Consider the following 23210-nt stretch of genomic DNA (forward strand, 5'->3'; position numbering starts at 1 on the left):
TCGCTCCGGTCAGGAAACAGCATTGGCGTGCAGGCGATTGAGACAGGCCAGAAAGCGCTCGGCAGCGCCCGGCCAGTCATTGAGCGTCCGGCGGGCTTCCAGCGCCCCCTGACGCAAACTCTGATACTGCGTGCTGCGCGTCTCGGTGTCGTCAAACAGCAGTGTACGCAGCGCGTCTCGCAGCGCCATCGCATCGTCAGGGGGAACGTGGACACCGGCACTGTCAGGCAGGGTGTCGGCCAGAGCGCCGCCGGTGGTCGTGACCGCTGGCAGACCATGGGCCAGCGCCTCGGCGATCACCATGCCATAGCCTTCGTAAAAAGAGGGCAGGACAAACAGATCGCTGTGCTGCCAGTGCGCTTCGAGCGCCTCGGGCGGCTGCGCGCCGTGAATCGTGACGCGCTGCTCGAGCTGATGCTCGATGATCAAATCGCGAAGCCTCTCGGTATAGCGTTCGTCGCGGGTGTCATCGCCGATCAGAGCACAGTGCCAGTCGTGCGCCTTGAGATCGGCCAGCGCCTCGATCAGCAGATGCTGGCCCTTGCGAGGAATCAGTGTGGCGATGCACAGCAGTCGCGGTGTGTCGTTGTCTGCCGGGGCGATGGGTACCGGCGTAATGCCGGGCTCGATCACGCTGATGCGTGAGGCATCGATATCCAGCTCGATCAGACGGCGCCGCGTGAAGGCGCTGGTGACGATAATGCCGGCGACTGACTGCAGCGCCTGGCATTCAAGCGTCAATAGCGTTTCCCGCTGATTCTTTTCGAGGCCGGTTTCATCTCCCAGGGGATGATGAACAAGCGCCACCAGCGTCAGGCGATGGGCATGCACTTCCAGCACATCGGGCATGGCGCTGGCGGCCAGGCCATCAACGACCACCAGGCTGCGATCGGTACAGCCCCCCAGCGCCCGCTGCAGCGATTCACGGGCAATATCATCCGGCCACGGGAAGCGGCCATCCAGGCCGATGACCTCGACGGCAATGCCGGTCTCGCGCAGTGCCTCGACAATACGCCTGTCATAGATATAACCGCCGGTCAGCTGATCCGGCCGCCCGGCAACGATCAGGGTCAGGCGGCGAACGGAACTCTCGGATGTCATAGCGACCCTTCATAGCTTGCACAAGCAATGTGGGATTCATGCAGGGTGACGCTCAGCGCCGTCAGTCCCTTGCCGGTTTCACCCAGCTGGTCGGCCTCGATCGAGGCGGCCATGCGGTCAAAGATGACCCGGGCCATGAACTCGGTGGTGGTATTACGCCCCTTGAACTCCTCGATCTCGTCAAGGTTTTGCATGTTGATATCGCTCAGCACTTCCGACAGCGTCTGGCTGGCAAGGCCGATATCGACGATCAGATCATCCTGATCCAGGTCGGGACGCTTGAAGGTGACGTCCACAATGTAGGTGGCGCCATGCAGTTTCTGGGCCGGGCCGAAGATCTGGCCGTTGAAGCTGTGGGCGATCATGACGTGATCGCGAACGGTAAGGCTATACATGGCGAAACTCCGAAAAGAAAAAATGAATCAGGTGCTGTAGCGAATGCGGTGGCACAGCGTGCCGGGCTCGGTGGTCACGCGCGCCATGGTCTCGGGCAGCGCTTCAAAGGCGCTTTCTGCATCGATCAGGATGTCCAGGCGGTCATCTTCCAGCAGCGACAGGGCCTGTGTCATGCGCTCACCATGCGTGCGCCGTGCCGCGCGGGAAGGGGAGACCGTGCCGACCTGGCTGGCCCTCAGCGTCAGTCGGCGCGAGTGAAACGCCTCGCCCAGCGGCAGACTGACCGACTGCGCGCCGAACCAGCTCATCTCGATAATGGTCGCCTCCTGCCCGGCAAGGGTCAGCGCCTGTTGAAGCCCGCCCTGGCTGCCGCTGGCATGGATGACCAGGTCGCATTCTCCCTGCGCCTGTGCCGGCGTTGAAAAGGCGATATCCAGTGCTCGGGCCAGCGTTTTGCGCGAGTCGTCGATATCGATCAGCTCGACCCGGGTGCCCGGGATATTGCGACACAGCCAGGCCATGAGCGTGCCGACAACGCCTGCGCCGATAACGGCAATGCGGTCACCGATGCGGGGGGCAGCGTCCCACAGGCCGTTGAGCGCCGTTTCCATGTTGGCGGCCAGCACGGCCCGCTCGGCAGGTAGCCCATCAGGCAGGGGGATAAGCATGGCGGCCGGGGCCACGTAGCGGTCCTGATGGGGATGCAGACAGAAGACGTAGCGGCCTTCAAGCTCCCGCGGGCCTACTTCCACCACGCCCACGCTGGAATAGCCGTATTTGACCGGCCCCGGAAAGTCACCCTCCTGAAAGGGCGCGCGCATGCGCGCATGTTCGCTTTCAGGAACCCTGCCGTGAAAGACCAGCGTTTCGGTGCCCCGACTGATGGCGCTGTAACAGGTGCGAACCCTGGCCTCATTGGGGCCGGGAACTGCCAACGGCTGTGTTCGAATCACGCCCTGTCCGGGGGCTTCGACCCAGAAGGCGCGAGCGGTATTGTCCGAGCTCATTCATGACCCTGTGCGTTGTGGAATGACACTGTGCCACCAAAGGGCGCCGGGTAGTATAGACACTGTCCATGCATTCGCCGTGTCGTGCAAAGCTTGAGTCAACCTGCTCCAGCCGTGAGCATTGCGTCACAAAAGGTGATCAAACGCTTTTTTGGTAACATGGTTTATCATGAAGGCATCCGCTTTTACTGCTGTATGATGACATGCTGATGAATATTGTATGTCCTTTCCGGGGCTGTCCAGAACATGACCGGGCAAGGGCAGGAATGTCTGCTGATGGTACTGGAGGTCCTCGACATGCGTGAACAACGGATTGCCATACGCCAGTTCACCTGGCCCGCTTCCGGCGTGTGCAGGGAGCTTCTGGTCGGGTTTGTCGGGCTGATGCTGCTGGCATTTGTGCTGCGTGTCATGGACATGGCGCCGGTATCACTTTATCCCGGCGCTGGAGGCGCCTATCTGGTGCTGGTCGGGGTGATGATATATGGCTGGCCCGCTGGCCAGCAGCGCCTTGGCTGGGCCAATCGCGTTACCCTGGGGCGGGCAGTGCTGATCGCGCTGCTCACTGCCATGCTGCCACTACCGGCGTTCATCAATGAACACCATTTGCTGGTGTTTGCCATGGCCCTGATGGCGCTGGCGCTGGACGGGGTGGATGGCCTTGTGGCGCGTCGGACGCACACCGAGAGTCGTTTTGGCGCGCGTCTGGACATGGAACTCGATGCCTTTTTCATCCTGATGCTGTGTCTGATGCTGGTGATCCAGGCCAAGGCCGGCATGTGGATCATGGCCATTGGCGCCATGCGCTATCTGCTGATTGCCGCCGCCTGGCGATGGCCCTGGCTCGGAAGTGAGCTGCCGGTCAGCTACCGTCGCAAGACCATCTGTGTCTGGCAGGTCTCTACGCTCATGACGTGTCTGCTGCCCTGGGTGGCAACGCCCTGGTCAAATCTGCTTCTGGCACTGTCGCTACTGCTGCTGCTGATCTCCTTTGCCGTGGATATCACCGACCTGTACCGACGTCGCCCTCGATAAGGCTGTATTTCCGGCGAGAACAGCCGATACAGTGTCTCGTTTGCCTCTACTTTCAACGCCCTGATGAGTATCCGTATGGCCCGTGACGCCTTTGTACTGGCGGGAGAGCAGGTGCTTCCCGGCCAGCGCCGCCAGATTGATGTGCCGGTAGCCCGTCTTTATACCCACACACCGCTCAATATCCCGGTAGAGGTCGTTCATGGCCGCCGGGAAGGCCCCATCATGCTGGTGTGCGGGGCCATTCATGGTGACGAAATCAACGGGGTGGAAATCGTTCGGCGGGTGCTCAAGACGCGGTCACTGTCGCGTCTGCGCGGGACCCTGATTGCCGTGCCGATCGTCAATGTGTTCGGTTTCGTCCAGCACAGCCGTTATCTGCCGGACCGTCGGGATCTGAACCGCTGCTTTCCCGGCAGCGAGTCAGGATCGCTGGGGTCACGCATTGCCGCGCTCTTTCGTGAGCAGGTGGTGGATCTGGCCACGCACATTCTGGATCTGCACACTGGTGCCATCCATCGCACCAACCTGCCCCAGATTCGCGCCCAGCTGGAACGCAACGAGCAGACCCGCGCCATGGCGGATGCCTTTGGCGCGCCGGTGATTCTCAATGCCGAACTGCGCGGCGGCAGTCTGCGCGAATATGCCGAGCGCCGCGGTATCCCGGTGCTGACCTACGAGGCGGGCGAAGCGCTGCGCTTTGATGAATGGGCCATCAGTGCCGGTGTGCGCGGCGTACTGCGGGTCATGCGTTTGCTGGACATGTTGCCGGCCGGTCGTGGCAGCAAGGTGCCGGCTTCCGAGGTGGCGCGCAGTTCCAGCTGGGCTCGCGCGCCCATTGATGGCGTGCTGCGCCCGCGCGTTCGACTGGGGGCGCGGGTGGTCAAGGGCGAACGACTGGGGATCGTGGCCGGCCCCTTTGGTAACGAGGAGGGCGATGTGCTGGCCTCAAGCGAGGGGATCGTGATCGGCATGAGCAATCTGCCGCTGGTCAACGAGGGCGAGGCGGTCTTTCATATTGCCCGCTTTCACGAGCTGGGGGATGCCGAACACGCCGTGGAAGCCTGGCAGGCGCGCGTCGAGTAGGAGAGGAGACCCTGACGCCGAGCGTCAGGGCATGGTGCAGTAAAATCGATCAGCCGGCGGCGGGAATCGGAGCATCCATCGACACAAGCCCTTCATTCCAGAGCGTCTGCCACAGGGCGCTGGGAATGGCGGTCGTCATCAGGGCCTGATTTTCGGCAATGCGCTCCGGACGCGTGGTGCCCGGAATCACGGCCGCCACGGCGCGTGGCGCGGCGCTGAACTGCAGGGCTACGGCGCGGATATCGACCCCGAAGCGCTCGCAGATATCGCGAAGGCGCCGGGTACGTTCACGCACCTCATCGGAGGCCTGCCTGTAGTCATAGTGATCGCCCCCGGCCAGAATGCCCGAATTGTAGGCACCGCCGATGACCAGGCGTGCGCCGCGGCGGTCACACTCCGGCAGCAGGGTGCTCAGGGCACCTTCATGGTCGAGCAGTGAATAGCGCCCGGCGAGCAGGAAACCATCGGGGTCGGCCCTTTCAAGCGCGCGCGTGCAGGCTTCCACGCGATTGACCCCCAGCCCCCAGGCGCGAATCACGCCTTCCTCGCGCAGTCGCGTCAGGGCGCGCGCGGCGCCATTCATGGCCTGATCGTGCACCTCCTCCCAGTGCTCGCCGTGGGCATCAGACGCGCAGTCATGAATCCAGGCGATATCGATGCGGTCCATGTTCAGGCGTTCGAGGCTTTCTTCAATCGAGCGCAGGGTCGCGGATTCCGAGTAGTCATACACCACCTTGTTGGCACGACCCTGGGCAAAAATTCCCTGTTTTTGCTCCTGCTCTTCAAGAATCAGACGCCCCACCTTGGTGGACACCACGTAAGTACCGCGAGGTTCGTCGGCCAGGGCCTCACCCAGACGCATTTCCGACAGTCCGGCACCGTATTGCGGCGCCGTATCGAAATAACGGATGCCGGCGTCCCAGGCGGTGCGCAGCGTCTCGATGGCGCGCGTGTCCGGTACTTCTTCATACATGTTGCCCAGGGGAGCCGTGCCCAGCCCCATCCTGCCTGGCAGTTCAAAACGCATAGCGCCTCCTTGACGATCATGGTGTGCCCGGATCTGCTCCGGGCGGTGCGTCAAGTATGGCCAGGGTGGCGGAAAGGACAACTCTGAAAGGCTGGCGTATGGCAGCTCGACGCCACATCGAGCTGCCGGAAAAAGAGCGCCTCAGGCAGAGGCTTCAGGGGAGTGGGTTCAGCCGGGCATGTGTGCCGGCAGCTCTCGTTCGGCGTCGATATCATCCACCAGGGCGAGCGCCTGATCGAAGACATCAATACCGGCATCCGGTCGGTGTGCGGTTTCGGAGAGATAGCGACGAAAACGACGCCCGCCGCGGCAGCCGGTAAAGAGCCCGAGAAGGTGGCGCGTGATGTGATTGAGCCGCACGCCTGCTTCAAGACGGGAAACCAGATAGGGCCGAAAGGCCTGCATGGCCTCATGTCGTGTGGGGGGCGTGGTGGCCTCCCCGAAGATGTCGCGGTCAACGTGCGCCAGCAAGAACGGGTTCTGGTAGGCTTCGCGCCCGACCATGACACTGTCGACGTGCGCAAGCTCGCGCTGACAGTCATCGATGCTCTTGAGGCCACCGTTGATGCCGATATGCAGCTCGGGGTGGGCGGCCTTGAGGCGATGCACACGCGGATAGTTCAGCGGTGGCACGTCGCGATTCTGCTTGGGAGAGAGCCCCTCAAGCCAGGCCTTGCGGGCATGCACGGTAAAAGTCGTGCAGCCGGCGGCCGCCACGGTCTCGATAAAGCGCGCCAGATCTTCATCCTCGTCCTGATCATCGATGCCGATACGACACTTGACCGTGACCGGGATCGTGACCGCTGCCTGCATGGCCGTCACACAGCGCGCCACCAGCTCGGGGTAGCCCATCAAACAGGCGCCGATCATGTTGTTCTGCACGCGATCACTCGGGCAGCCGACGTTCAGGTTGACCTCCTGATAGCCCCAGCTTTCTGCGATGGCGGCACATTCGGCCAGCGCCGCGGGGTCACTGCCGCCCAGCTGCAGCGCCAGCGGATATTCAAGCGCGTCATGGCCGAGAAAACGCTCACGCGGGCTGCCATGCAGGATGGCGCCGGTCGTGACCATTTCGGTGTACAAAAGCGCGCGTTTGGTCAGGGTACGTGCGAACGCACGCTGATCGCGCGGCGTCCAGTCCATCATGGGAGCAATGGAAAAACGGCGCGCGGCGTCAGCGGCGTGAAGCGGGGTGGTGGCGGGCATGGCAGATGTTTTCCGGCGTTACGGGTCGGTCTGAAGGCAGATTGTCATTTTCTCACAGCCCCGATCATTCACCCAATCAGGACGACGGCGTTTCACTGGAAATGGCGTCCTGTGTCTGGCGGCACCACGCCACACCCTGCTTTCTGAGCAGCGCCTGATTGCGCTCGGGAATGCGCTCTGGATTGGGAAAACGTGCCAGTGCGGCTTCGAGGCTGGTCTCGCGAAGCAGGTGGAAAAGCGGCAAGGGAGAGCGGTTGGTGTAGTCCGCAGCGTCTTCCTGGCCGGGTGAGGCCTGGCTGTCGCCGAACAGATAGTCAGGGTGGAAGCTTGCCAGCTGATAGACGCCTTCGTAGCCTTCGCTGATCATGAGCCGCTCGGTTATGTCGAGCTTGTCCAGAAAGGTGAAGAAGTCCTCGGCGCCGGGCGTGAGGACCAAAAGCGTCGTTTCCGTGTCCGGATGCTGGTCAAGATGCTCGCACTCTTCGATCACGGCCATGAGCAGGGCGGCATCGTCAGCACCGTCAAGCAGGCGATAGCGAATACGCTCTCGCTCGAACTCGGCGGCGGCAAACGGGCACAGATCGTGCGCCATGACCCAGTCCCTGACCCAGCGTCGGGTGGCCTCCAGTGGATGTGTTGTCAAAACAGGCTCTTTTTTAAAGGAAAAGGGCCGACAGTGTGTCGGCCCCAAACCGATATACTAACCGCCAGCGGCATGATGTACAGCGCGAAAGACGCATTGCTGTCAGGTGATGCCGCCGGCCGGCCGACTACCAGGCCTCGCCTTCGAGCGTGATGGGCATGCGATCGTCGGCGGTTTCGGTCTCGGAGCCCATCATTTCATCATGCGTAACGCTGTGTTTGAGATAGATCGGGACGCTTTCCAGTCCACCCATCTCACGCAGCATGGTCTTGGCAGAGTTAAGGGATTGTGGCGTCAGGATCGTGTCATCTTCGTTGAGCAGGGTGTCGGTTTCGCCACCGGTGGTGATATGCACGGTGAAGATATCGCCTTCCATTGATTCGATGACGATTTCATCAATCTGCTGGGCGTGTGCTTTTTCAGTCAGTTCGTTGAGTTTCATCTGCCTCTCCATGGCCTCCGTAATCAATGACCTTCTTCAAGGTAGCCCGTCTGTCCCAAAAGCCCTGTACCGGCAGAGTTAAAAATTGTCATTAAATGCCGGGGCGATACCGCGCCCCTGCAGCAGGCACTATGATCAATGCATCCTGCGTAATAGTTCGGAGACATGCTGATGAGCGACAAGAGCCCGCCGCTGGAAGATCTCAAGGGCAAGGTCAAGGAGGCATGGGGAACGCTTTGTGATGATGAGGCGCTCAGCGATGAGGGCGAAATTCAGCAGCTTGCCGCCAGACTCGAGAAGGAGCAGGGCCTCTCTGCCGAAGAGGCCCAGCGCCAGGCCGAAAGCAGCTTCCACGGCCGACGCTGACATGTCGGTGTTGTCTTCAGGGCATCAGAGCCTGTGAAGCTCGTCATTGTGGTCGGTCTCCAGCGGCTGAAAACGCTCATCGACCAGTTGCAGCGTGGTGTTGTCTTCCATCAGTAGATAGATGGGCTCATGCTCGTCGTCGCCGCGGGCGGGATGCAGCACATAGACTGTGCCGCCGCCGGGTACGGCGTTGCCGCTGAGCACCTTCCAGTTTCCCTTGCGCTTTTGCGTCTGCCCATCCTCAGGCCCGCCTCGAGGGGTTTCGGTCAGGTTATAAACGCCCCCGGCACTGTCCGTACTGAAGTTCAGGGCCAGCTCGGTATCCACGCCATCGCAGTTATCGCATGGCAGGGAACCGCCATAAATCTGGTTGGTACCGGAACTGCGCTGTGACGAGCTGGTGGTAGCATTATCATGACCCTGATCACAACCGGTCATCAAAAGCCCCATCAGTGCCCCTGTCAGCGTCAGTGCGCTAAAACGTGTCAATGTCATGCTCCTTGCTGTCCTGAAATCATCTGCCTCTGGCGGGTGCTTATACTCCTGCCTGCCAATCTCATGAAGCCTAAACGATCCGGTTGGTCATGTCTCTGTGACACTCTGGCGCCGTGAGCCCGGCATCATCCATGCCATTTCGCGACCATAGTCCAGGGGCTATTGTTGTTCACGGCGCTGGGGGCGAGAATCCCTGTGCTTTAACTTAATTCGAATATGACATTGCAAAGGGATCGGGCATGAAAAAGGGATGGTGTTGCACGCTGGCGCTCATCAGCATGGGAATGACGTCACAGGGCTGGGCAGCGGGCGCTTTCGATCCCGACGGCGATTATATGTTCGGTGACTGGGGCGGTGTGCGTTCTGACCTGGCCGATCAGGGCGTTGCCTTTCGCCTCGAGCACATCTCCGAGATGGCCTATTCCGTCGATGGCGGCTTTCGTGACAAGCGTACCGGTCGCTATTCCGACCAATGGACGGCCGGCGCCAATTTTGATCTTGATCGTCTGCTCGGCATTCCTGATGCGCGGTTTCAGTTCACCCTGAGCAACCGTAATGGCGAAAGTCTGAACAACGATGTTCTCAACAATCCCAACAGCGTGGGCGTCTCTTCCACTCAGGAAGTGTATGGGCGTGGCAGTGTCACCCGCATTACCCAGCTGTGGTATGGCCAGTCCTATATGAATGACACCTTCGAGATCAAGGCAGGGCGTGTGCCGGTAGGCGATGACTTTGCAGTCTATGACAGCAACTTTCAAAACCTTTATCTGGGCAGCGGCGAGCCCGGTAACCAGAACGGGGGGCTCTGGTACAACTGGCCGATCTCCCAGTGGGCGCTGGTCGGCAAATGGAACATCACCGATGAGCAGTATGCCCAGATCGGTTTTTTCAATCTCAACGAATCCAACCTCGATCGTGATCACGGGCTGGATCTGAAACACAGTGGCACCAGCGGTACCCTGATCCCGGTGGAGTATGGCTTCGAGCCGGACGAGGGGATTAACGGGCTGCCGGGCCAGTATCGGCTGGGGTATTACTACAGCAGCGCCGATGCCGATGACTATTCCTCGCGTGACAGCAATTCGGATGCCGAGAAGAGCCATCGCTACGGGCTCTACTATGTCATCAACCAGCAGGTAACCCGTCATGACGATGATCGCGATCGCGGGCTGAGCGTGTTCAGCATGGGCACGTGGAACGACGGCGATACGGCCACCTTTGATCGCTACCTGTCGGCCGGTGTGACCTATACCGGACCGTTCGAGGGGCGCGAGCAGGATGAGATCGGGCTGGGTCTGGCCTACGCCCACGTCAACGATGACTATGACGCCTGGTCGCGCTCGGGCAATGCAGCGCTCGTGGGCGGATCGTCCGCGCCGGACTATGTACCGCGGCAGGGCGAGGAGTATAACGCTGAACTCTACTACTCCCTGCAGGCCACCCCCTGGCTGGCCTTTCGTCCCAATCTGCAGTACGTGCGCCATCCCGGAGCAGACAGTGACGTGGACAGCGCATGGGTAGGCGGTCTTTCGGTACTGGCCACCTTCTAGTCCAGTGCAGGGCGCTACTGCGGTGGCGCCCTGCGGATGCGTGGCGGCTGAGGGGGCCACTCTTCAACGCTTGAGCCATGTTCGATCAGCGGCACAATCTCATGAAGCTGCGCCGGTATGTGACGCAGCCCGCACTCCCAGACAACGATGGCGCGCCAGCCGAGGGCATTGAGCTGTTCCAGCTGGCGGCGATCGCGCATGACATTACCCTCCAGTTTTTCCTGCCAGAAGGTTTTTCGTGTTGCCGGTGATGTGGCATAGAAGCAGTGCTCGTGACGGTGCCAGAAGCAGCCGTGCACGAACACAACACAATGATGACGCGGCAGGGTCAGATCGGGGGTGCCCGGCAGGTCGCGCCGGTGGAGACGAAACCGATAGCCACAGGCATGCAGATAGCGTCTGACCAGAAGCTCCGGCTTTGTGTTTTTGCCCTGAATGCCCGCCATCATGCGGGATCGTGTCGCAGCGTCGACAACATCGACCAAGGTCATGACCTCCCGTTTCACACAAGTCAAAGCGTTGAGTGTAGGAGATCATGCACCGGTCATGATGTCAGAAGTTCATGACCTTCATTGGCCAGACGGCGGGAATGGCAGCATGGAAGACAATCTCGTCACCGTGTGTTTTCTCTTCGGGATCGTGACTGTTGGCCTCGCCAAAAATATTCAGGATCATGTTGAATGCCTGCTCGACTCTTTTAACCATCATGCGAGCATCTTTCTCAATAAGGTAAAGACCATTGCCGTTAAAACGAGAGCAATGTCTTGCCAGCATCAGGGTACCCGGTGGGCAGAAATCAAAGTGGCCGGGATGCTGTGGTGTCAGTAAATAGTCATCCTTTTTAATCAGCCCATTGTCGATAAACCCCATGGGGAAATGCGATATCGGTACGGCATTGATACCGACCGTTTCGGGGGAAATTGTTAATGGATAAAGAGGAAGTGACAGCAGCATGGCGTGACTGCCGCCGGAGGTGTCCCGCGTATTGCTCAGCAGATGCGAAATGCTGCAGCGCAGTGCCCTTGCCAACGGTTCCAGACGCGAATGTCCCACACGTTTGATGGTGCCATTTTCCCAATAGGAAATGGTGACATCTGAAACGCCTACGCGACGGGCCAGCTCAGCCTTGCTTAGTCCACACTGTTCTCGCAATTTGCGAATGCGCTCGCCCAACTCGTTCATGCGTGGCCTCACATGTCTCATAAGCGAGCCAGCATAGCGAGCTGCATGTTAAGTATGTTTAGTAGTTTGTCACTAATTGAACACAACCAAGATCAATGAATTTAATTTTTTGGTATTAACCTGTTTAATTGAAAGTAGGGGTGAAGAGTCACTCTTTAACAGAAAAAGACATCAGAAAAACCTGATAAATCGTTATTGACTCAGCCAGCCTGCCAGCAGAGGAAGAACAATGGCGCTGAGCGCGCCATTAAGCGCCATGGCGAGACTGGCAAAGGCACCGGTTTGTGCATCGATACCGAATCCACGTGCTGTGCCAAGACCATGTCCGTTGAGTCCGAGTGCCAGACCGACAACGCGTGGATCCTGACAGCGCAGCATAATGGCCAGTGGCGGGATGGTGGAGGCTGCCAGAATGCCGGTCACCGTTACAATACCGGCGGTGAGGCCGGGATAGCCGCCCAGTCCTTCTGAAACGCCAATGGCGATGGGCGTTGTAATGGACCTGGGAGCCAGCGATGCCAGAATGTCGGGAGACAGCCCGAGTGCCCAGGCGATGGAAAGCGTCGCCGCGCAGGCGGTGATCGATCCTGTTACAAGGCTCACCGTCACGGGGATCAGCAGGCGCTTGATGTGTTGAAACTGCTCGTAAAGGGGAATCGCCAGCCCGACCGTGGCCGGTCCCAGAAGCAGCGTCAGCCAATGGGCGTCGAGATAGTAGGTGTCGTAATCGATCGGCAATACCGCAATGAAAAGCGCCAGAAGAAGGCTGCCGGTCAGCATTGGGGGCGCCCAGCTGGGATGGCGCATCAGCCGATAAAGGGACAGGGCAAGCATATAGGCGGCAAGTGTCATCACAATGGCCAGTGCTGGCGTTGCCATCATCTCCTGGGCCAGCGTTCGAAGATTCATGAAGCGCCTGCCGCGTCATCCCGACGCTGTTGCCAGCGCACCATGGCCTGCATCGTCACAAGCGTCACCACACTGCTGATCAGCGTCCCCAGTACGATGGCGATCAAAAGCTTCAGCCAGTTATCGGTCAGGGAGGTACCCAGAAAAAAAAGACCTGCGGCGCTGGGCAGAATCAACAGGGTGAAATAGTGGATAAGATGGCTGGCGGCGACGCCCATCGAGCGTGAAGAGCGCTGGCGGACAATCAGAACCAGAAAAAGCACCAGCATGCCCAGCACACTTCCCACGACGGGCAGTGCCAGCGTCGCCTGCAAAAGATTGCCGATGACCAGAAAGATCATCAGCCACATGAACCCCTTTAACATTGCAGCCTCTGGAATAAGTCGGTCGATACCTCTCCCGAGGACAGGCGATACAGGCCTGGCGGGCCAGGTCTTCAGGTCATGATAAGCTAATGATATAAGGGAATGCAGTGACAAATCGTGAATGCTTGCTGGCATCAGCTCACCTGTCACGCTGATACTACGATTTCTTGTTCATACCTTCTATTGGGGACAATGGTTCATGGCAAAACGCATTGAATTTGCAGAAACCGGCGGGCCTGAAGTGCTCAAAATGCGTGAATTCGAGCCCGAGGCCCTCGGGCCGCGAGACGTGCGGGTCACCAACTGGGCCATTGGCCTCAACTTCATCGATATCTACGTGCGCACTGGTCTCTATCCGGTGGGTGAGCTGCCTTCGGGACTGGGCACTGAAGGGGCCGGGGTGATCGAGGCAGTAGGTGAAGAGGTTACCGAATTCAGGGAAGGTGATCGGGTGGTCTATGCCACCGGCCCGCTGGGCGCCTATTCGACACACCATACCCTGCCGGCCGACAAGGTGATCATGCTGCCGGACAGCATCGGCTTTGATCAGGCGGCCGCTGCCATGTTGAAGGGGATGACCGTGCAGTATCTACTGCGTCAGGTCTATCCGATCAAAAGCGGTGACACCTTTCTCTTTCATGCTGCCGCCGGCGGAGTGGGCCTGATTGCCTGTCAGTGGGCCAAAAGCCTGGGGGCACGATTGATCGGTACGGTATCCACGCCCGAAAAGGCGGCCCTTGCCCGCAAGAACGGGGCCTGGGCGACCATCAACTACCGGGAAGAGAATGTGGTCGAGCGCGTCCGTGAACTGACCGATGGGCAGATGTGTCCGGTAGTCTATGACTCGGTCGGACGCGATACCTGGGAGACGTCGCTGGACTGTCTGGCGCCGCGCGGCCTGATGGTGAGCTTTGGCAATGCTTCCGGCCCGGTGGAAGGGGTGAACCTTGCCATTCTGAATCAGAAGGGATCGCTTTTCGTGACGCGCCCGAGCCTTGCCGGCTATGCCGATACCCGCGAGCGGCTGGAGGCGATGAGCCAGGAACTTTTCCAGGTGATGAGCAATGACAGTGTGCACGTCAATATCGGCTGTCGCTTTCGTCTGGATGAGGCCGGGGAGGCGCAGCAGAACCTGGCGTCCCGCCGCACCTCAGGCTCGACCATTCTGATTCCCTGAGCAGAGAGAGGACACACGCTGGCAGCGTTCGTATGGACGGCTGCCGGCGTGCGCCTGCCTACCACTCGATGGGCGTATCGTTCCAGTCATAAAACGCGCCGCTGTCATCAGGGGTGCGTCGATTGATCACCTCCAAAAGTCGCTCGGCCACGAAATCCGGTGTAAACAGCTTTTGCGCTGGCACTCTGGCCTGAAAGGGTCTGGAAAGCTCGGTATCCGTGGTGCCCGGATGCAGACAAAGCACGATGGCCTGCGGGTTGCGCCGTTTGAACTCGATCGATGCCGTCTTCATCAGCATGTTGAGCGCTGCCTTGCTGGCGCGATAGGCGTACCAGCCGCCCAGTTCGTTATCTCCGATCGACCCAACACGCGCCGACAGCGTGGCCATGATGGCCGGATGGCGAATCATGCGATCCGCCAGGGTGCTGATCAGCATGGCGGCCGTGGCCGCGTTGACATGAAAGGCGTGATGCAGGGCCTCAAGGGAGAGCCTTTCAAGGCGCTTTTCAGGAGCAATGGCCACCGATTGATCGCTCTGGCCGTCGTGCAGCACGCCAATGGTGTTGAACAGAAGATGGATCGGGATCTGGTGCAGGTACGCGCTGAGCGTTGCCAGCCCCTGCTCGGTCGTGACATCGGCGTCGACAATGTCCAGCCGGTCACAGTCCAGCTGCGCATCCTGTTCCAGTCGCTCACGGTGGCGGGTCACCGCAATGATTCGGCCGGCTCGCGGGTCCCGGGCAAGTCTTGCCAGCAGGGCGCGGCCGATGCCGCCGGCACCGGTGATGACGGCGGTGTATTGATCGGGAAGGTGGTCAGGCATGTCGTGGCTCGCCGGGGCAATGAGGATTTGATGTCAGATCACGAAAGATCCTCAAAGCATAGCGAAGGTTGCAGCGTCAGGCCGAACGCATCAGGCCGGCAAGCTCGGGGTCGATACGCCGGTACAGTGTGGCCAGCCGGCTATCGGTCTCCGCAAGAAGGCGATCGGGCGTGTCATGTTCGACCAGACGGCCGTCATCGAACATGGCGATTCGGTCAAAGTACTCAAGCTGCGTCAGACGGTGGGTGATCACGATCAGTGTGCGCCCACGGCAGTAGTCGCGAATCGTGTTCCATACCTGCTGCTCGGTGGCCTCATCCAGACCTTCGGTAGGCTCGTCGAGCAAAACGATGGGGGCCTGGCGCAGCAGAGTGCGGGCGATGCCAAAGCGCCTTAACTGGCCGCCGGAGAGGGAGCTGCCGCGCTCATCCGGAAAACCTGACAGCCCGTCGGGCTGATGCGCCAGCCAGTCACCCAGCGCCAGAGCGTCGAGCACGGCCATGATCTCGTCATCATCGATGGCCCGGCCCATGGTCAGGTTATCGCGGTAGCTGGCAGCAAAAAGGTGCGTCTCCTGCTGGGCAACCGTGAATTGCGCGCGCAGGGTGGCCTCACACAGCCGATTCAGGGGCGCGCCGCCCAGCGTAATACTGCCACCGCTCGGCGAAACGAATCGGATCAGCGTATTGAAAAGGGTCGTTTTGCCGCTGCCGGAAGGCCCGAGAATCAGCAGGTGTTCACCTTCCTCGACTGCCAGACTGAGCGAAGACACGGCCGCGACACCGGCGTCAAAGCGAACGCTCAGGTCATCGATCGACAGTCGAGTTCCTTCGGGCATTTGCTGCTCACCGGCGTCGGGGAAATCGGTTTCCGGTATGTGCGCCTGGATATCGTCCAGACGCGCTGCGGCGCGCTGAATACGGCCCAGGTGTTGCCAGGCCTGCGGCAGCAAAGCAATGGCCTCAAAGGCGCCCATGACGGCCAGGCCCATGAGGGCCACCAGGACCGGACTCATGCCGTGGTGGGTGACGGCCCAGCCGGCCATGCCCAGTACGCCGGTCAGCGTCAAACCCAGCAGTGCCTGGGAGAGCAGCTGTGAGCTGCCCCATTGGCGCGCCAGCTGATACTCATGGGCGTCGCGGGCGTGCTCGCCCTTGATGAGGTGATCGACCTCGCCCTGCCAGCGGTTGTAGATCATCAGTTCCGACAGGCCATTCAGCCGCTCCAGCAGGCGAGCACGAAGGCGGGTGTTGTCCTGCTGCCAGGCATCCGAATGGGGTCGGCCGGCGCGCCAGGCAAGCCACGGCCCCAAAAGACCCGAAAGCAGCAGGGCGAGGGCGGCAAACATGCCGATGGCCGGGGCAAAGACACCGATGACCACGCCACAGACCACGATGCCCAGCAATGCCACGATGGAGGGCGCCAGGACCCGTAGATAGAGGCCATCGAGGGCGTCCACATCGGCCGTCAGGCGCGTCATGAGCTCGCTCTCACCGTGACGCTGCAGCTGGGCGGGGGAGAGCGGCTCAAGTTTTTCATAGACGTGGCGTCGCAGCCGTGACAACAGACGAAAGGTGGCGTCATGGGTGACCAGCCGTTCGCCATAGCGGGTGGCCGTGCGCGACAGTGCAAAAAAGCGCACGCCGGCCGAGGGCAGCAGGTAATTGAAGGTCTGCGCCGTGGCAATACTCAAGCCGGCCAGCGCCGAGGCGGATAAAAACCAGCCCGAGAGGGCCATCAGGCCAATGCTGGACGCCAGTGCGATCAGCTGCAGGGCAATTCCGGTCCCCAGTAGCCAGGCCCAGGGTTTCATGAGGCGCAGATAGGGCAGGAGTTGTTTAAACATCGCGCATCTCCGACATATCGGTCGCGGCCGGGCGCGCCAGTGGCCCGCCGGGCGCGCGAAGGGCATCAAGTGTGTCCAGCGCCTGCACTCGGCCCTGATCCAGCATCAGCACGCGGTCGGCCAGCGCCAGCAGCTCCATCCGGTGGGTCAGCAGTACCACCGTGCGGCTCCGGCAAAGGCGCGCCAGCGCTTCCATGACCAGCCGTTCGCTGGCCTGGTCAAGGCTGGCGGTCGGTTCATCAAGCAGTACCAGGCGGGCATCGCGCAAAAAGGCGCGCGCCAAGGCAATACGTCGTGCCTGACCGCCGGACACTGCCCGGCCGCCTTCTCCCAGTTGCGTTTCAAGCCCGTCGGGCAACCCGGCAAGCCAGTGATGAAGTGCTGCCTGTTCCAGGGCGTCCAGCAGGGCCGCATCATCTGCCTGAGCGTTGGCCAGTCGCAGGTTATCGGCAAGCGTGCCGGACACGATCACGGCTGACTGGCCGACCCAGGCGATCTGATGCTGCCAGTCATCAGGACGAATGTCGGTCAGCGCGCGCGGTGGCTGATCGCCATCCGTCACATTGATGGTGCCTGCCTCGGGATGCATGAAGCCCATCAAAACGTTGAGCAGGGTCGATTTGCCCGCACCGCTCGGCCCGATAACGGCCAGCATCTCATTGGCGCGCAGGTCGAGGGTGACATCCTCCAGCGCTGCCGACGAGCGACCGGCATAGCGTGCCGTCAGGCCTTCCAGAGAGAGCTTGAGGCTGCCTTCGGGCTGCCACGGTGGCTGACCGGTATCCCGTTCGAAGACGCGTCGATTGAGAATGGGCATCAGATCCTCGGCGGCGGCCTCCGCTTCGGCTTTGGCGTGGTAGTGAACGCCCAGGTCGCGCAGGGGCTGATAGAACTCGGGGGCCAGAATCAGGATGAACAGGCCAATGAAGAGATTGATGCCATGGTCATACATGCCGAAATGGAACTGGCCCAGATAGACAAAGCCCAGATAGAGCGCCAGAAGGGCAATCGACACAGAGGCAAAAAATTCCAGCACGGTCGAGGAGAGAAAGGCCAAACGCAGTACACGCATGGTACGGCGTCGAAAGCCTTCGGACGTTGCATGTACCTCTTTCGCCTGACGCTTGCTGACATCGAAAAGCTTGAGCGTGGAAAGCCCCTGCAGCGTGTCCAGAAAGTGCCGGCTCATGCGGCCCATTTCCAGAAACTGATCTTCCTGACGCTTTTTGGCACCAATGCCCACCATGGCCATGTTCATCGGGATCAGCGGGCCGGTGGCGATCAGAATCAGGGCCGCCGCCCAGCTCAAGGGCGCCACTGCTACCAGAATGATCACCGGGATAATGCCGCACAGCAGCATCTGTGGGCGGTAGTCGGCATAAAAGCCCTGCAGCGCATCGACCTGATCCCAGACACGATTGCTCAGCGTGGCGCTGTGCTGGCGTCGTGCCCAGAGCGGTCCAAGCACGGCGATGCGTTCGAGCAGCTCGCGGCGTACGGACTGACGAATTTCGATACCCCCGCGCGCACCACAAATGGTGCGGGCCCGAACCATCAGGCCACGAAGGATAAAGGCCGGCGGCAGCAGCAGGAGAGGGACGACAAGAGAGGAGAAATCGGCGCCTTCGATCACCATGCGCTGTGCAATGGTGGCAATGCACCATGCCTGTACCAGCAGAATCAGTGTGGAAAGGGTGCCTGCGATGACTGAAAGTCGGGACCAGCGAGCGCCTCGCCTGGCAGTGCGCTGCAGCCATTGGCGCGGTGTTTCATTCGATGCCATGACGGCTCCATCGAGAGCGGGAACACAATATCAACAAAAATGCGCTTGTACGCACAGCGGTACTTCGTCGCAGCCGTACCGGGCGGGCGGTGCATGACGCTATCTTAAGTGCGCGTGCCAGTTGGCGTATAATAGTGACACGTTTTCCAGCCAATGGCCGTTTTCATGACTGTACGCACGCGTATTGCCCCTTCACCGACCGGTGACCCTCACGTCGGTACCGCCTATGTGGCGCTTTTCAACCTCTGCTTTGCGAAACAACACGGTGGCGAGTTCATTCTGCGTATCGAGGATACCGACCGGGTGCGTTCAACGGCCGAGTCCGAGCAGATGATCCTGGATTCGCTGCGCTGGCTGGGCATTGACTGGTCCGAGGGCCCGGACGTGGGCGGCCCCCACGGGCCCTATCGTCAGAGCGAACGCGGCGATATCTACGCCGCCCACATCCAGAAACTTCTGGACAGCGGTCATGCCTTCAAGTGCTATCGCACCAGCGAAGAACTCGATGAGATGCGCGAGGCGCGCAAGGCGCAGGGGCTTTATGCCGCGCTCAAGCCCGATGACCTGTATCTGGATGAGGCCGAGCATGCCCGGCGCGAGCAGGAGGGCTGGCCGCATGTCGTGCGCATGAAGGTGCCGAGTGAGGGCAGCTGTCGCTTTGTGGATTTGCTGCGTGGCGAGATTGAGGTGGAGTGGGCGCAGGTGGATGCCCAGATCCTGATGAAATCGGACGGCATGCCGACCTATCATCTGGCCAACGTGGTCGATGATCACCTCATGGGCATTACCCATGTCCTGCGTGGCGAGGAGTGGATCAACTCGGCGCCCAAGCACATTCTGCTCTATGAATATTTCGGCTGGGACATGCCGGTGCTGTGTCACCTGCCGCTTTTGCGCAATCCGGACAAGTCCAAGCTTTCCAAGCGCAAGAACCCGACCTCGATCAACTACTACAAGCGCATGGGCTATCTGCCCCAGGCCGTCACCAACTATCTGGGGCGCATGGGCTGGTCGATGCCCGACGAGCGCGAGAAGTTCACGCTTGATGAAATGATGGCCAGTTTCGACATCCAGCGTATTTCGCTGGGCGGGCCGGTATTTGATCTCGAGAAGCTGACCTGGCTCAACGGGGTCTACATTCGTGAAGATCTCGACGATGCCGCCTTCATGCGCAAGCTGATGCAGTGGGCCTTCAACGAAGAGTACGTGGAGCAGATTCTGCCTCAGGTCAGACCGCGTGTGCAGACGCTTGCCGAGGTCATGCCGCTGGCCGGTCATTTCTTCTCGGGGCTGCCGAACCTGCAGGTCGAGCAGTTCGATGAGACCGGCATGACGCGTGAGCAGACGGTCCGACTGCTGCAGTTTCTGCTCTGGCGGCTGGAAAATGTCCGTGCCTGGGACAAGGAGGCGCTGCTGTCAGAGGTGAAGCTTTTGTCTAGCTATCTCGAGCTCAAGATGAAGGCCTTTCTGGCGCCGGTGTTCATTGCCGTCACCGGCAGCCAGACCTCGACCTCCGTCATGGATGCCATGGTGATCCTGGGCTCTGACATGACCCGGGCACGGCTGCGACACGCCATTGCGATACTGGGTGGTGTGTCCAAGAAGCAGACTAAAGCGCTGGAGAAGGAATATCGGGATTTGCCCGCATCCAATGCATAAGAGGCTTGACGCTTTTCAGTACAATCAGTAAGATGCGCCCCGTTCCTGACCGCAGTACTCTGCACAGGTCGGGGCACTGGGGCCTTAGCTCAGCTGGGAGAGCGCGACACTGGCAGTGTCGAGGTCAGCGGTTCGATCCCGCTAGGCTCCACCACCCTTTACGTCCCATTCGTCTAGTGGTCCAGGACACCGCCCTTTCACGGCGGTAACAGGGGTTCGAACCCCCTATGGGACGCCACTTCCTGCTGATCATTTTAGTCTTCGCACAGCGCAATCGTTGTGTTCGATCATTTCCCGATGCGGCCAAAATTTTCTGCATCAGGGGCTTGACACCCTCTCTAATTGTCCACCGGTTTCGACCTTTGCTGAGCTGCTGTCCAGACAGTCTCAAGCGCAATGGCTATCTCATTGTTTTTATAAAAAAGTCTTTATATTCAATCGTTTATGAGTGGTTAAAAAATATCCAATCTGTCTGGAGCGCCCTGAATATGGCGATTTTGAGACCTTCTTCATACGTTATGAACAGGCTTATCCACAGTTTGTGTGGACAATAAAGTGCCTGTCTCAAGAGTGCGAAATCGGGTCTGATGTCAAGCTATAAAAAGCATGATAGGGAACGGGCAGAAAGACTTTCGCAGTAGTCTCACAAGCATAAAAAAAGGCCGTTAACAACGGCCTTTTCAGGGTCTGGGCGATCAGCTTATTGCTGGTCGGGATAATCTCTTTGCGTATATCCCTTGTAGAGCTGTCTCGGACGTCCGATGCGAGTGCCGTTGGTAATCATCTCGTTCCAGTGGGAAATCCAGCCTGTCGTACGTGCCACGGCAAAGATGACCGTGAACATGTTCTTCGGGATCCCCAGAGCGCGCAGAATGATACCGGAGTAGAAATCGACGTTGGGGTAGAGCTTGCGCTCGATGAAGTAATCATCTTCCAGTGCGATCTGTTCGAGACGCTTGGCGATCTTGAGCTGCGGATCATCGCCCATGCCAAGCTCTTCAAGCACTTCATCACAGGTTTCCTTCATGACCCTGGCGCGCGGATCGAAGTTTCGATATACCCGGTGCCCAAAGCCCATGAGGCGGAAGGCGTCCTGCTTGTCCTTGGCGCGATCGACAAAGTGCTGAATGTTCTCCTCGGACTCGTCACCGATCTCGGCGAGCATGTTGAGCACCGCTTCATTGGCGCCGCCGTGTGCCGGTCCCCAGAGTGCTGCGATGCCGGCGCTGATGCAGGCAAACGGATTGGCGCCGGTAGAACCTGCCAGTCGTACCGTGGACGTCGAGGCGTTCTGCTCATGGTCGGCATGCAGCATGAAGATTCGATCCATGGCCTTGGCCGCCACCGGATTGATTTCGTACTCCTCGCAGGGATTGCTGAACATCATGTAGAGAAAATTTTCAGCGTAATCAAGGTCGTTGCGTGGATATGCGAAGGGCTGGCCGATGTTGTACTTGTAGCACATGGCAGCCAGCGTCGGCATCTTGGCAATCAGACGTATGGCCGAGACCTGGCGATCATGCTCCTGGGTGATATCCAGGTTGTCGTGATAGAAGGCCGACAGGGCACCTGCAACGCCACAAAGAACCGCCATGGGATGGGCGTCACGTCGAAAGCCCTTGAAGAAATTGACGATCTGCTCATGCACCATGGTGTGGCGTGAGACGCTATTGCGGAATGTCTCATAGGCTTCCTTGTCGGGAATTTCGCCATTGAGCAGCAGATAACTCATTTCGGTGTGATTGGAGTGAGTGGCCAGCTGCTCGATAGGGAAACCGCGATGTAGCAGGACGCCGTTGGCACCATCGATGTAGGTGATTTCGGATTCACAGGATGCGGTAGACACAAAACCAGGGTCGTAGGTGAAATAACCATGGTCTATCAGGCCGCGGACATCTATCACATCGGGCCCGGTGGTGCCCGAATAGATAGGCAGCTCGACGGGAGCGTCCAGACCGTCGATCGTCAGTTGCGCCTTTCTGTCAGCCATAAGGCCTCCTCGATTTGTATAAGATGCTGTTCTATCAGGTATGTCCGCCAGATCATTGGGGCCCACTATTGAGCGGGTGCGACAGTTTGTCAATTCCATGCACGCCCGGCCCCGGGGATGATGCATTTATTTCATGTGCGCGTAACAAAAAGCTTTTTTTAATGCCCGCATGGCACGAATATAGTCTGTTTCCGCTTGAATTTTGAACTTTATAAATGTTTACAAAAATGTGCGGCAATTTGTCATCCGAATAGCAGGGACATATAATCAATGGCCGCGCGACGGGCGATTCATCGCCTGTCCAGGCGACCTGACCTGATGATCATCGAATCCTACCAAAAACTGCCCGTGGTCTATTCATGCGGGCCGGGAGAGAAAAGCGCCGTGAAGAGTCAACGACCCTTGTCGACTGCCAAGCGTCCGGTGAACCTGGACCTTTCAAGTATCCAGTTTCCCCTGCCTGCCCTTGTATCCATTTCGCACCGGGTGTCAGGCATTTTGTTGTTTATTGGTCTGATCTTTCTGATGTGGGCCTTTCAGGTCTCCCTGTCCTCTCCTGCCGGGTTCGATACTGTCCGCGAGGCCATGGCCCACGGCTTTCTGGCCAGGCTGGTGCTCTGGGGGCTCCTGTCTGCACTGGGCTTTCATTTTGTAGCAGGTGTGCGCCACCTCATCATGGACATGGGGCATGGCGAAACGCTTGAAGGCGGTCAGCTTGGAGCACAGCTGACCATCATCATCAGTGCATTGCTGGTTGTTATGGCAGGAGTCTGGGTATGGTAATCAATATTATGAATCCGGGGCGCAATGGTGTGGCCGACTGGATTATCCAGCGTGCTTCGGCCGTGATTCTGGGGCTCTACACCATCTTTATGGTGGCGTATCTACTGTTCCATCCTGATCTTGACTATACCGCCTGGTCAGGGCTTTTCAGCCACATCTGGATGAAGGTGTTCACGCTGCTGGCACTGGTTTCCGTCGCCGCCCATGCCTGGGTAGGCCTCTGGATCGTGGCAACCGACTACATCAAGCCCGCCGCCATCCGGTTCGGCGCGCTGCTATTCGTCATCCTGGCCCTGTTCGTGTTTGTGGTCTGGGGTGTGCAGGTTATCTGGGGAGTTTGAC

The 23210-nt window shown here is 59.5% G+C and carries 24 protein-coding genes and 2 tRNA genes; 10 read left to right on the forward strand and 16 right to left on the reverse strand.

Features of this window, described 5'->3' with window-relative positions:
• Positions 1–9: 9 nt before the first annotated feature.
• Genes C8D72_RS02415 through C8D72_RS02425 form a run of 3 tightly spaced genes read right to left on the reverse strand, consistent with a single transcriptional unit; the run spans position 10 to position 2504 of the window.
• Positions 10–1101 carry a glycosyltransferase family 4 protein gene (locus C8D72_RS02415; RefSeq protein WP_115852806.1) on the reverse strand — a complete coding sequence of 364 codons (1092 nt, stop codon included), beginning with the start codon at positions 1099–1101 and terminating at the stop codon, positions 10–12.
• Positions 1098–1496 carry a 6-pyruvoyl trahydropterin synthase family protein gene (locus C8D72_RS02420; RefSeq protein WP_115852807.1) on the reverse strand — a complete coding sequence of 133 codons (399 nt, stop codon included), beginning with the start codon at positions 1494–1496 and terminating at the stop codon, positions 1098–1100. The genes C8D72_RS02415 and C8D72_RS02420 overlap by 4 nt, the downstream gene beginning before the upstream one ends.
• A 27-nt stretch (positions 1497–1523) precedes the next feature.
• A complete protein-coding gene (locus C8D72_RS02425) occupies positions 1524–2504 on the reverse strand; it encodes a zinc-dependent alcohol dehydrogenase (RefSeq protein WP_115852808.1) in 981 nt (326 codons plus the stop codon).
• 297 nt (positions 2505–2801) lie between these two features.
• Between C8D72_RS02425 and C8D72_RS02430 the strand changes: the two genes are divergently transcribed.
• Entirely contained in the window at positions 2802–3539 is a 738-nt protein-coding gene (locus C8D72_RS02430; protein WP_170140473.1) for a CDP-alcohol phosphatidyltransferase family protein, read from the forward strand.
• Positions 3540–3614: 75 nt separating this feature from the next.
• The gene (locus tag C8D72_RS02435; RefSeq protein ID WP_115852810.1) at positions 3615–4622 is read left to right on the forward strand and encodes a succinylglutamate desuccinylase/aspartoacylase family protein; all 1008 of its coding nucleotides are present in this window, start codon (positions 3615–3617) and stop codon (positions 4620–4622) included.
• A 49-nt stretch (positions 4623–4671) separates the two neighbouring features.
• Here the strand turns inward: C8D72_RS02435 and C8D72_RS02440 are convergent, their stop codons facing one another.
• The 4 genes from C8D72_RS02440 to C8D72_RS02455 all read right to left on the reverse strand — a co-directional run bounded on the left by C8D72_RS02440 (position 4672) and on the right by C8D72_RS02455 (position 7940).
• Positions 4672–5649, reverse strand: coding sequence for an aldo/keto reductase (locus C8D72_RS02440; RefSeq protein ID WP_115852811.1), 978 nt, complete (start codon positions 5647–5649; stop codon positions 4672–4674).
• Between the two features lie 168 nt (positions 5650–5817).
• Positions 5818–6855: a tRNA dihydrouridine(20/20a) synthase DusA gene (gene dusA, locus C8D72_RS02445; RefSeq protein ID WP_115852812.1), complete on the reverse strand. Its 1038-nt coding sequence runs from the start codon at positions 6853–6855 to the stop codon at positions 5818–5820.
• Between the two features lie 76 nt (positions 6856–6931).
• Entirely contained in the window at positions 6932–7498 is a 567-nt protein-coding gene (locus tag C8D72_RS02450; RefSeq protein WP_115852813.1) for a DUF1415 domain-containing protein, read from the reverse strand.
• A gap of 127 nt (positions 7499–7625) precedes the next feature.
• The gene (locus tag C8D72_RS02455) at positions 7626–7940 is read right to left on the reverse strand and encodes a DUF6482 family protein (RefSeq protein ID WP_115852814.1); all 315 of its coding nucleotides are present in this window, start codon (positions 7938–7940) and stop codon (positions 7626–7628) included.
• Positions 7941–8111: 171 nt separating this feature from the next.
• On the opposite strand from C8D72_RS02455, the gene C8D72_RS02460 reads away from it, so the two are divergent.
• Entirely contained in the window at positions 8112–8306 is a 195-nt protein-coding gene (locus C8D72_RS02460) for a CsbD family protein (RefSeq protein ID WP_211308746.1), read from the forward strand.
• A 24-nt stretch (positions 8307–8330) separates the two neighbouring features.
• Here the strand turns inward: C8D72_RS02460 and C8D72_RS02465 are convergent, their stop codons facing one another.
• Positions 8331–8801 (reverse strand): copper resistance protein NlpE N-terminal domain-containing protein, encoded by a 471-nt coding sequence (locus C8D72_RS02465; protein ID WP_115852816.1) that lies wholly within the window; start codon positions 8799–8801, stop codon positions 8331–8333.
• A gap of 239 nt (positions 8802–9040) precedes the next feature.
• Here C8D72_RS02465 and C8D72_RS02470 point away from each other — a divergent pair, with 239 nt between their 5' ends.
• Positions 9041–10351: a carbohydrate porin gene (locus C8D72_RS02470; RefSeq protein WP_115852817.1), complete on the forward strand. Its 1311-nt coding sequence runs from the start codon at positions 9041–9043 to the stop codon at positions 10349–10351.
• Between the two features lie 14 nt (positions 10352–10365).
• Here C8D72_RS02470 and C8D72_RS02475 read toward each other — a convergent pair whose 3' ends face one another.
• From C8D72_RS02475 to C8D72_RS02490, 4 genes are all read right to left on the reverse strand, one after another.
• Entirely contained in the window at positions 10366–10842 is a 477-nt protein-coding gene (locus tag C8D72_RS02475) for a very short patch repair endonuclease (protein WP_170140475.1), read from the reverse strand.
• Positions 10843–10903: 61 nt separating this feature from the next.
• On the reverse strand, positions 10904–11533 hold the full coding sequence (locus tag C8D72_RS02480; RefSeq protein WP_115852818.1) for a helix-turn-helix domain-containing protein: 630 nt from the start codon (positions 11531–11533) through the stop codon (positions 10904–10906).
• 192 nt (positions 11534–11725) lie between these two features.
• Entirely contained in the window at positions 11726–12442 is a 717-nt protein-coding gene (locus C8D72_RS02485) for an LrgB family protein (protein ID WP_115852819.1), read from the reverse strand.
• Positions 12439–12807, reverse strand: a complete 369-nt coding sequence (locus C8D72_RS02490) for a CidA/LrgA family protein (RefSeq protein WP_170140476.1) — start codon at positions 12805–12807, stop codon at positions 12439–12441. The genes C8D72_RS02485 and C8D72_RS02490 overlap by 4 nt, the downstream gene beginning before the upstream one ends.
• A gap of 199 nt (positions 12808–13006) precedes the next feature.
• Between C8D72_RS02490 and C8D72_RS02495 the strand changes: the two genes are divergently transcribed.
• Positions 13007–13984, forward strand: a complete 978-nt coding sequence (locus C8D72_RS02495) for an NADPH:quinone reductase (RefSeq protein WP_115852821.1) — start codon at positions 13007–13009, stop codon at positions 13982–13984.
• A gap of 58 nt (positions 13985–14042) precedes the next feature.
• On the opposite strand, the gene C8D72_RS02500 is transcribed toward C8D72_RS02495, so the two are convergent.
• The 3 genes from C8D72_RS02500 to cydD form a co-directional block, all read right to left on the reverse strand.
• Positions 14043–14807 carry an SDR family NAD(P)-dependent oxidoreductase gene (locus C8D72_RS02500; RefSeq protein ID WP_115852822.1) on the reverse strand — a complete coding sequence of 255 codons (765 nt, stop codon included), beginning with the start codon at positions 14805–14807 and terminating at the stop codon, positions 14043–14045.
• 76 nt (positions 14808–14883) lie between these two features.
• A complete protein-coding gene (cydC, locus tag C8D72_RS02505) occupies positions 14884–16653 on the reverse strand; it encodes a thiol reductant ABC exporter subunit CydC (protein ID WP_170140477.1) in 1770 nt (589 codons plus the stop codon).
• Positions 16646–18436, reverse strand: coding sequence for a thiol reductant ABC exporter subunit CydD (gene cydD, locus C8D72_RS02510; RefSeq protein WP_115852824.1), 1791 nt, complete (start codon positions 18434–18436; stop codon positions 16646–16648). Before cydD ends, cydC begins: the two co-directional genes overlap by 8 nt.
• Positions 18437–18601: 165 nt before the next feature.
• Here cydD and gltX point away from each other — a divergent pair, with 165 nt between their 5' ends.
• The 3 genes from gltX to C8D72_RS02525 all read left to right on the forward strand — a co-directional run bounded on the left by gltX (position 18602) and on the right by C8D72_RS02525 (position 20333).
• Positions 18602–20095, forward strand: coding sequence for a glutamate--tRNA ligase (gene gltX, locus C8D72_RS02515; RefSeq protein WP_115853581.1), 1494 nt, complete (start codon positions 18602–18604; stop codon positions 20093–20095).
• A gap of 78 nt (positions 20096–20173) precedes the next feature.
• Positions 20174–20249 (forward strand) — tRNA-Ala (locus tag C8D72_RS02520).
• Between the two features lie 8 nt (positions 20250–20257).
• A tRNA-Glu gene (locus C8D72_RS02525) sits at positions 20258–20333 on the forward strand.
• A 462-nt stretch (positions 20334–20795) separates the two neighbouring features.
• Here C8D72_RS02525 and C8D72_RS02530 read toward each other — a convergent pair.
• Complete coding sequence (locus C8D72_RS02530; RefSeq protein ID WP_115852825.1) at positions 20796–22085, reverse strand: citrate synthase; 1290 nt, start codon at positions 22083–22085, stop codon at positions 20796–20798.
• Between the two features lie 318 nt (positions 22086–22403).
• Between C8D72_RS02530 and sdhC the strand changes: the two genes are divergently transcribed.
• Both sdhC and sdhD read left to right on the forward strand, forming a co-directional pair.
• Entirely contained in the window at positions 22404–22868 is a 465-nt protein-coding gene (sdhC, locus tag C8D72_RS02535) for a succinate dehydrogenase, cytochrome b556 subunit (protein WP_115853582.1), read from the forward strand.
• Positions 22862–23209, forward strand: coding sequence for a succinate dehydrogenase, hydrophobic membrane anchor protein (sdhD, locus tag C8D72_RS02540; protein WP_115852826.1), 348 nt, complete (start codon positions 22862–22864; stop codon positions 23207–23209). The genes sdhC and sdhD overlap by 7 nt, the downstream gene beginning before the upstream one ends.
• Position 23210: the final 1 nt, after the last annotated feature.

This window comes from Kushneria indalinina DSM 14324, assembly GCF_003385845.1.
Lineage (GTDB): Bacteria > Pseudomonadota > Gammaproteobacteria > Pseudomonadales > Halomonadaceae > Kushneria > Kushneria indalinina.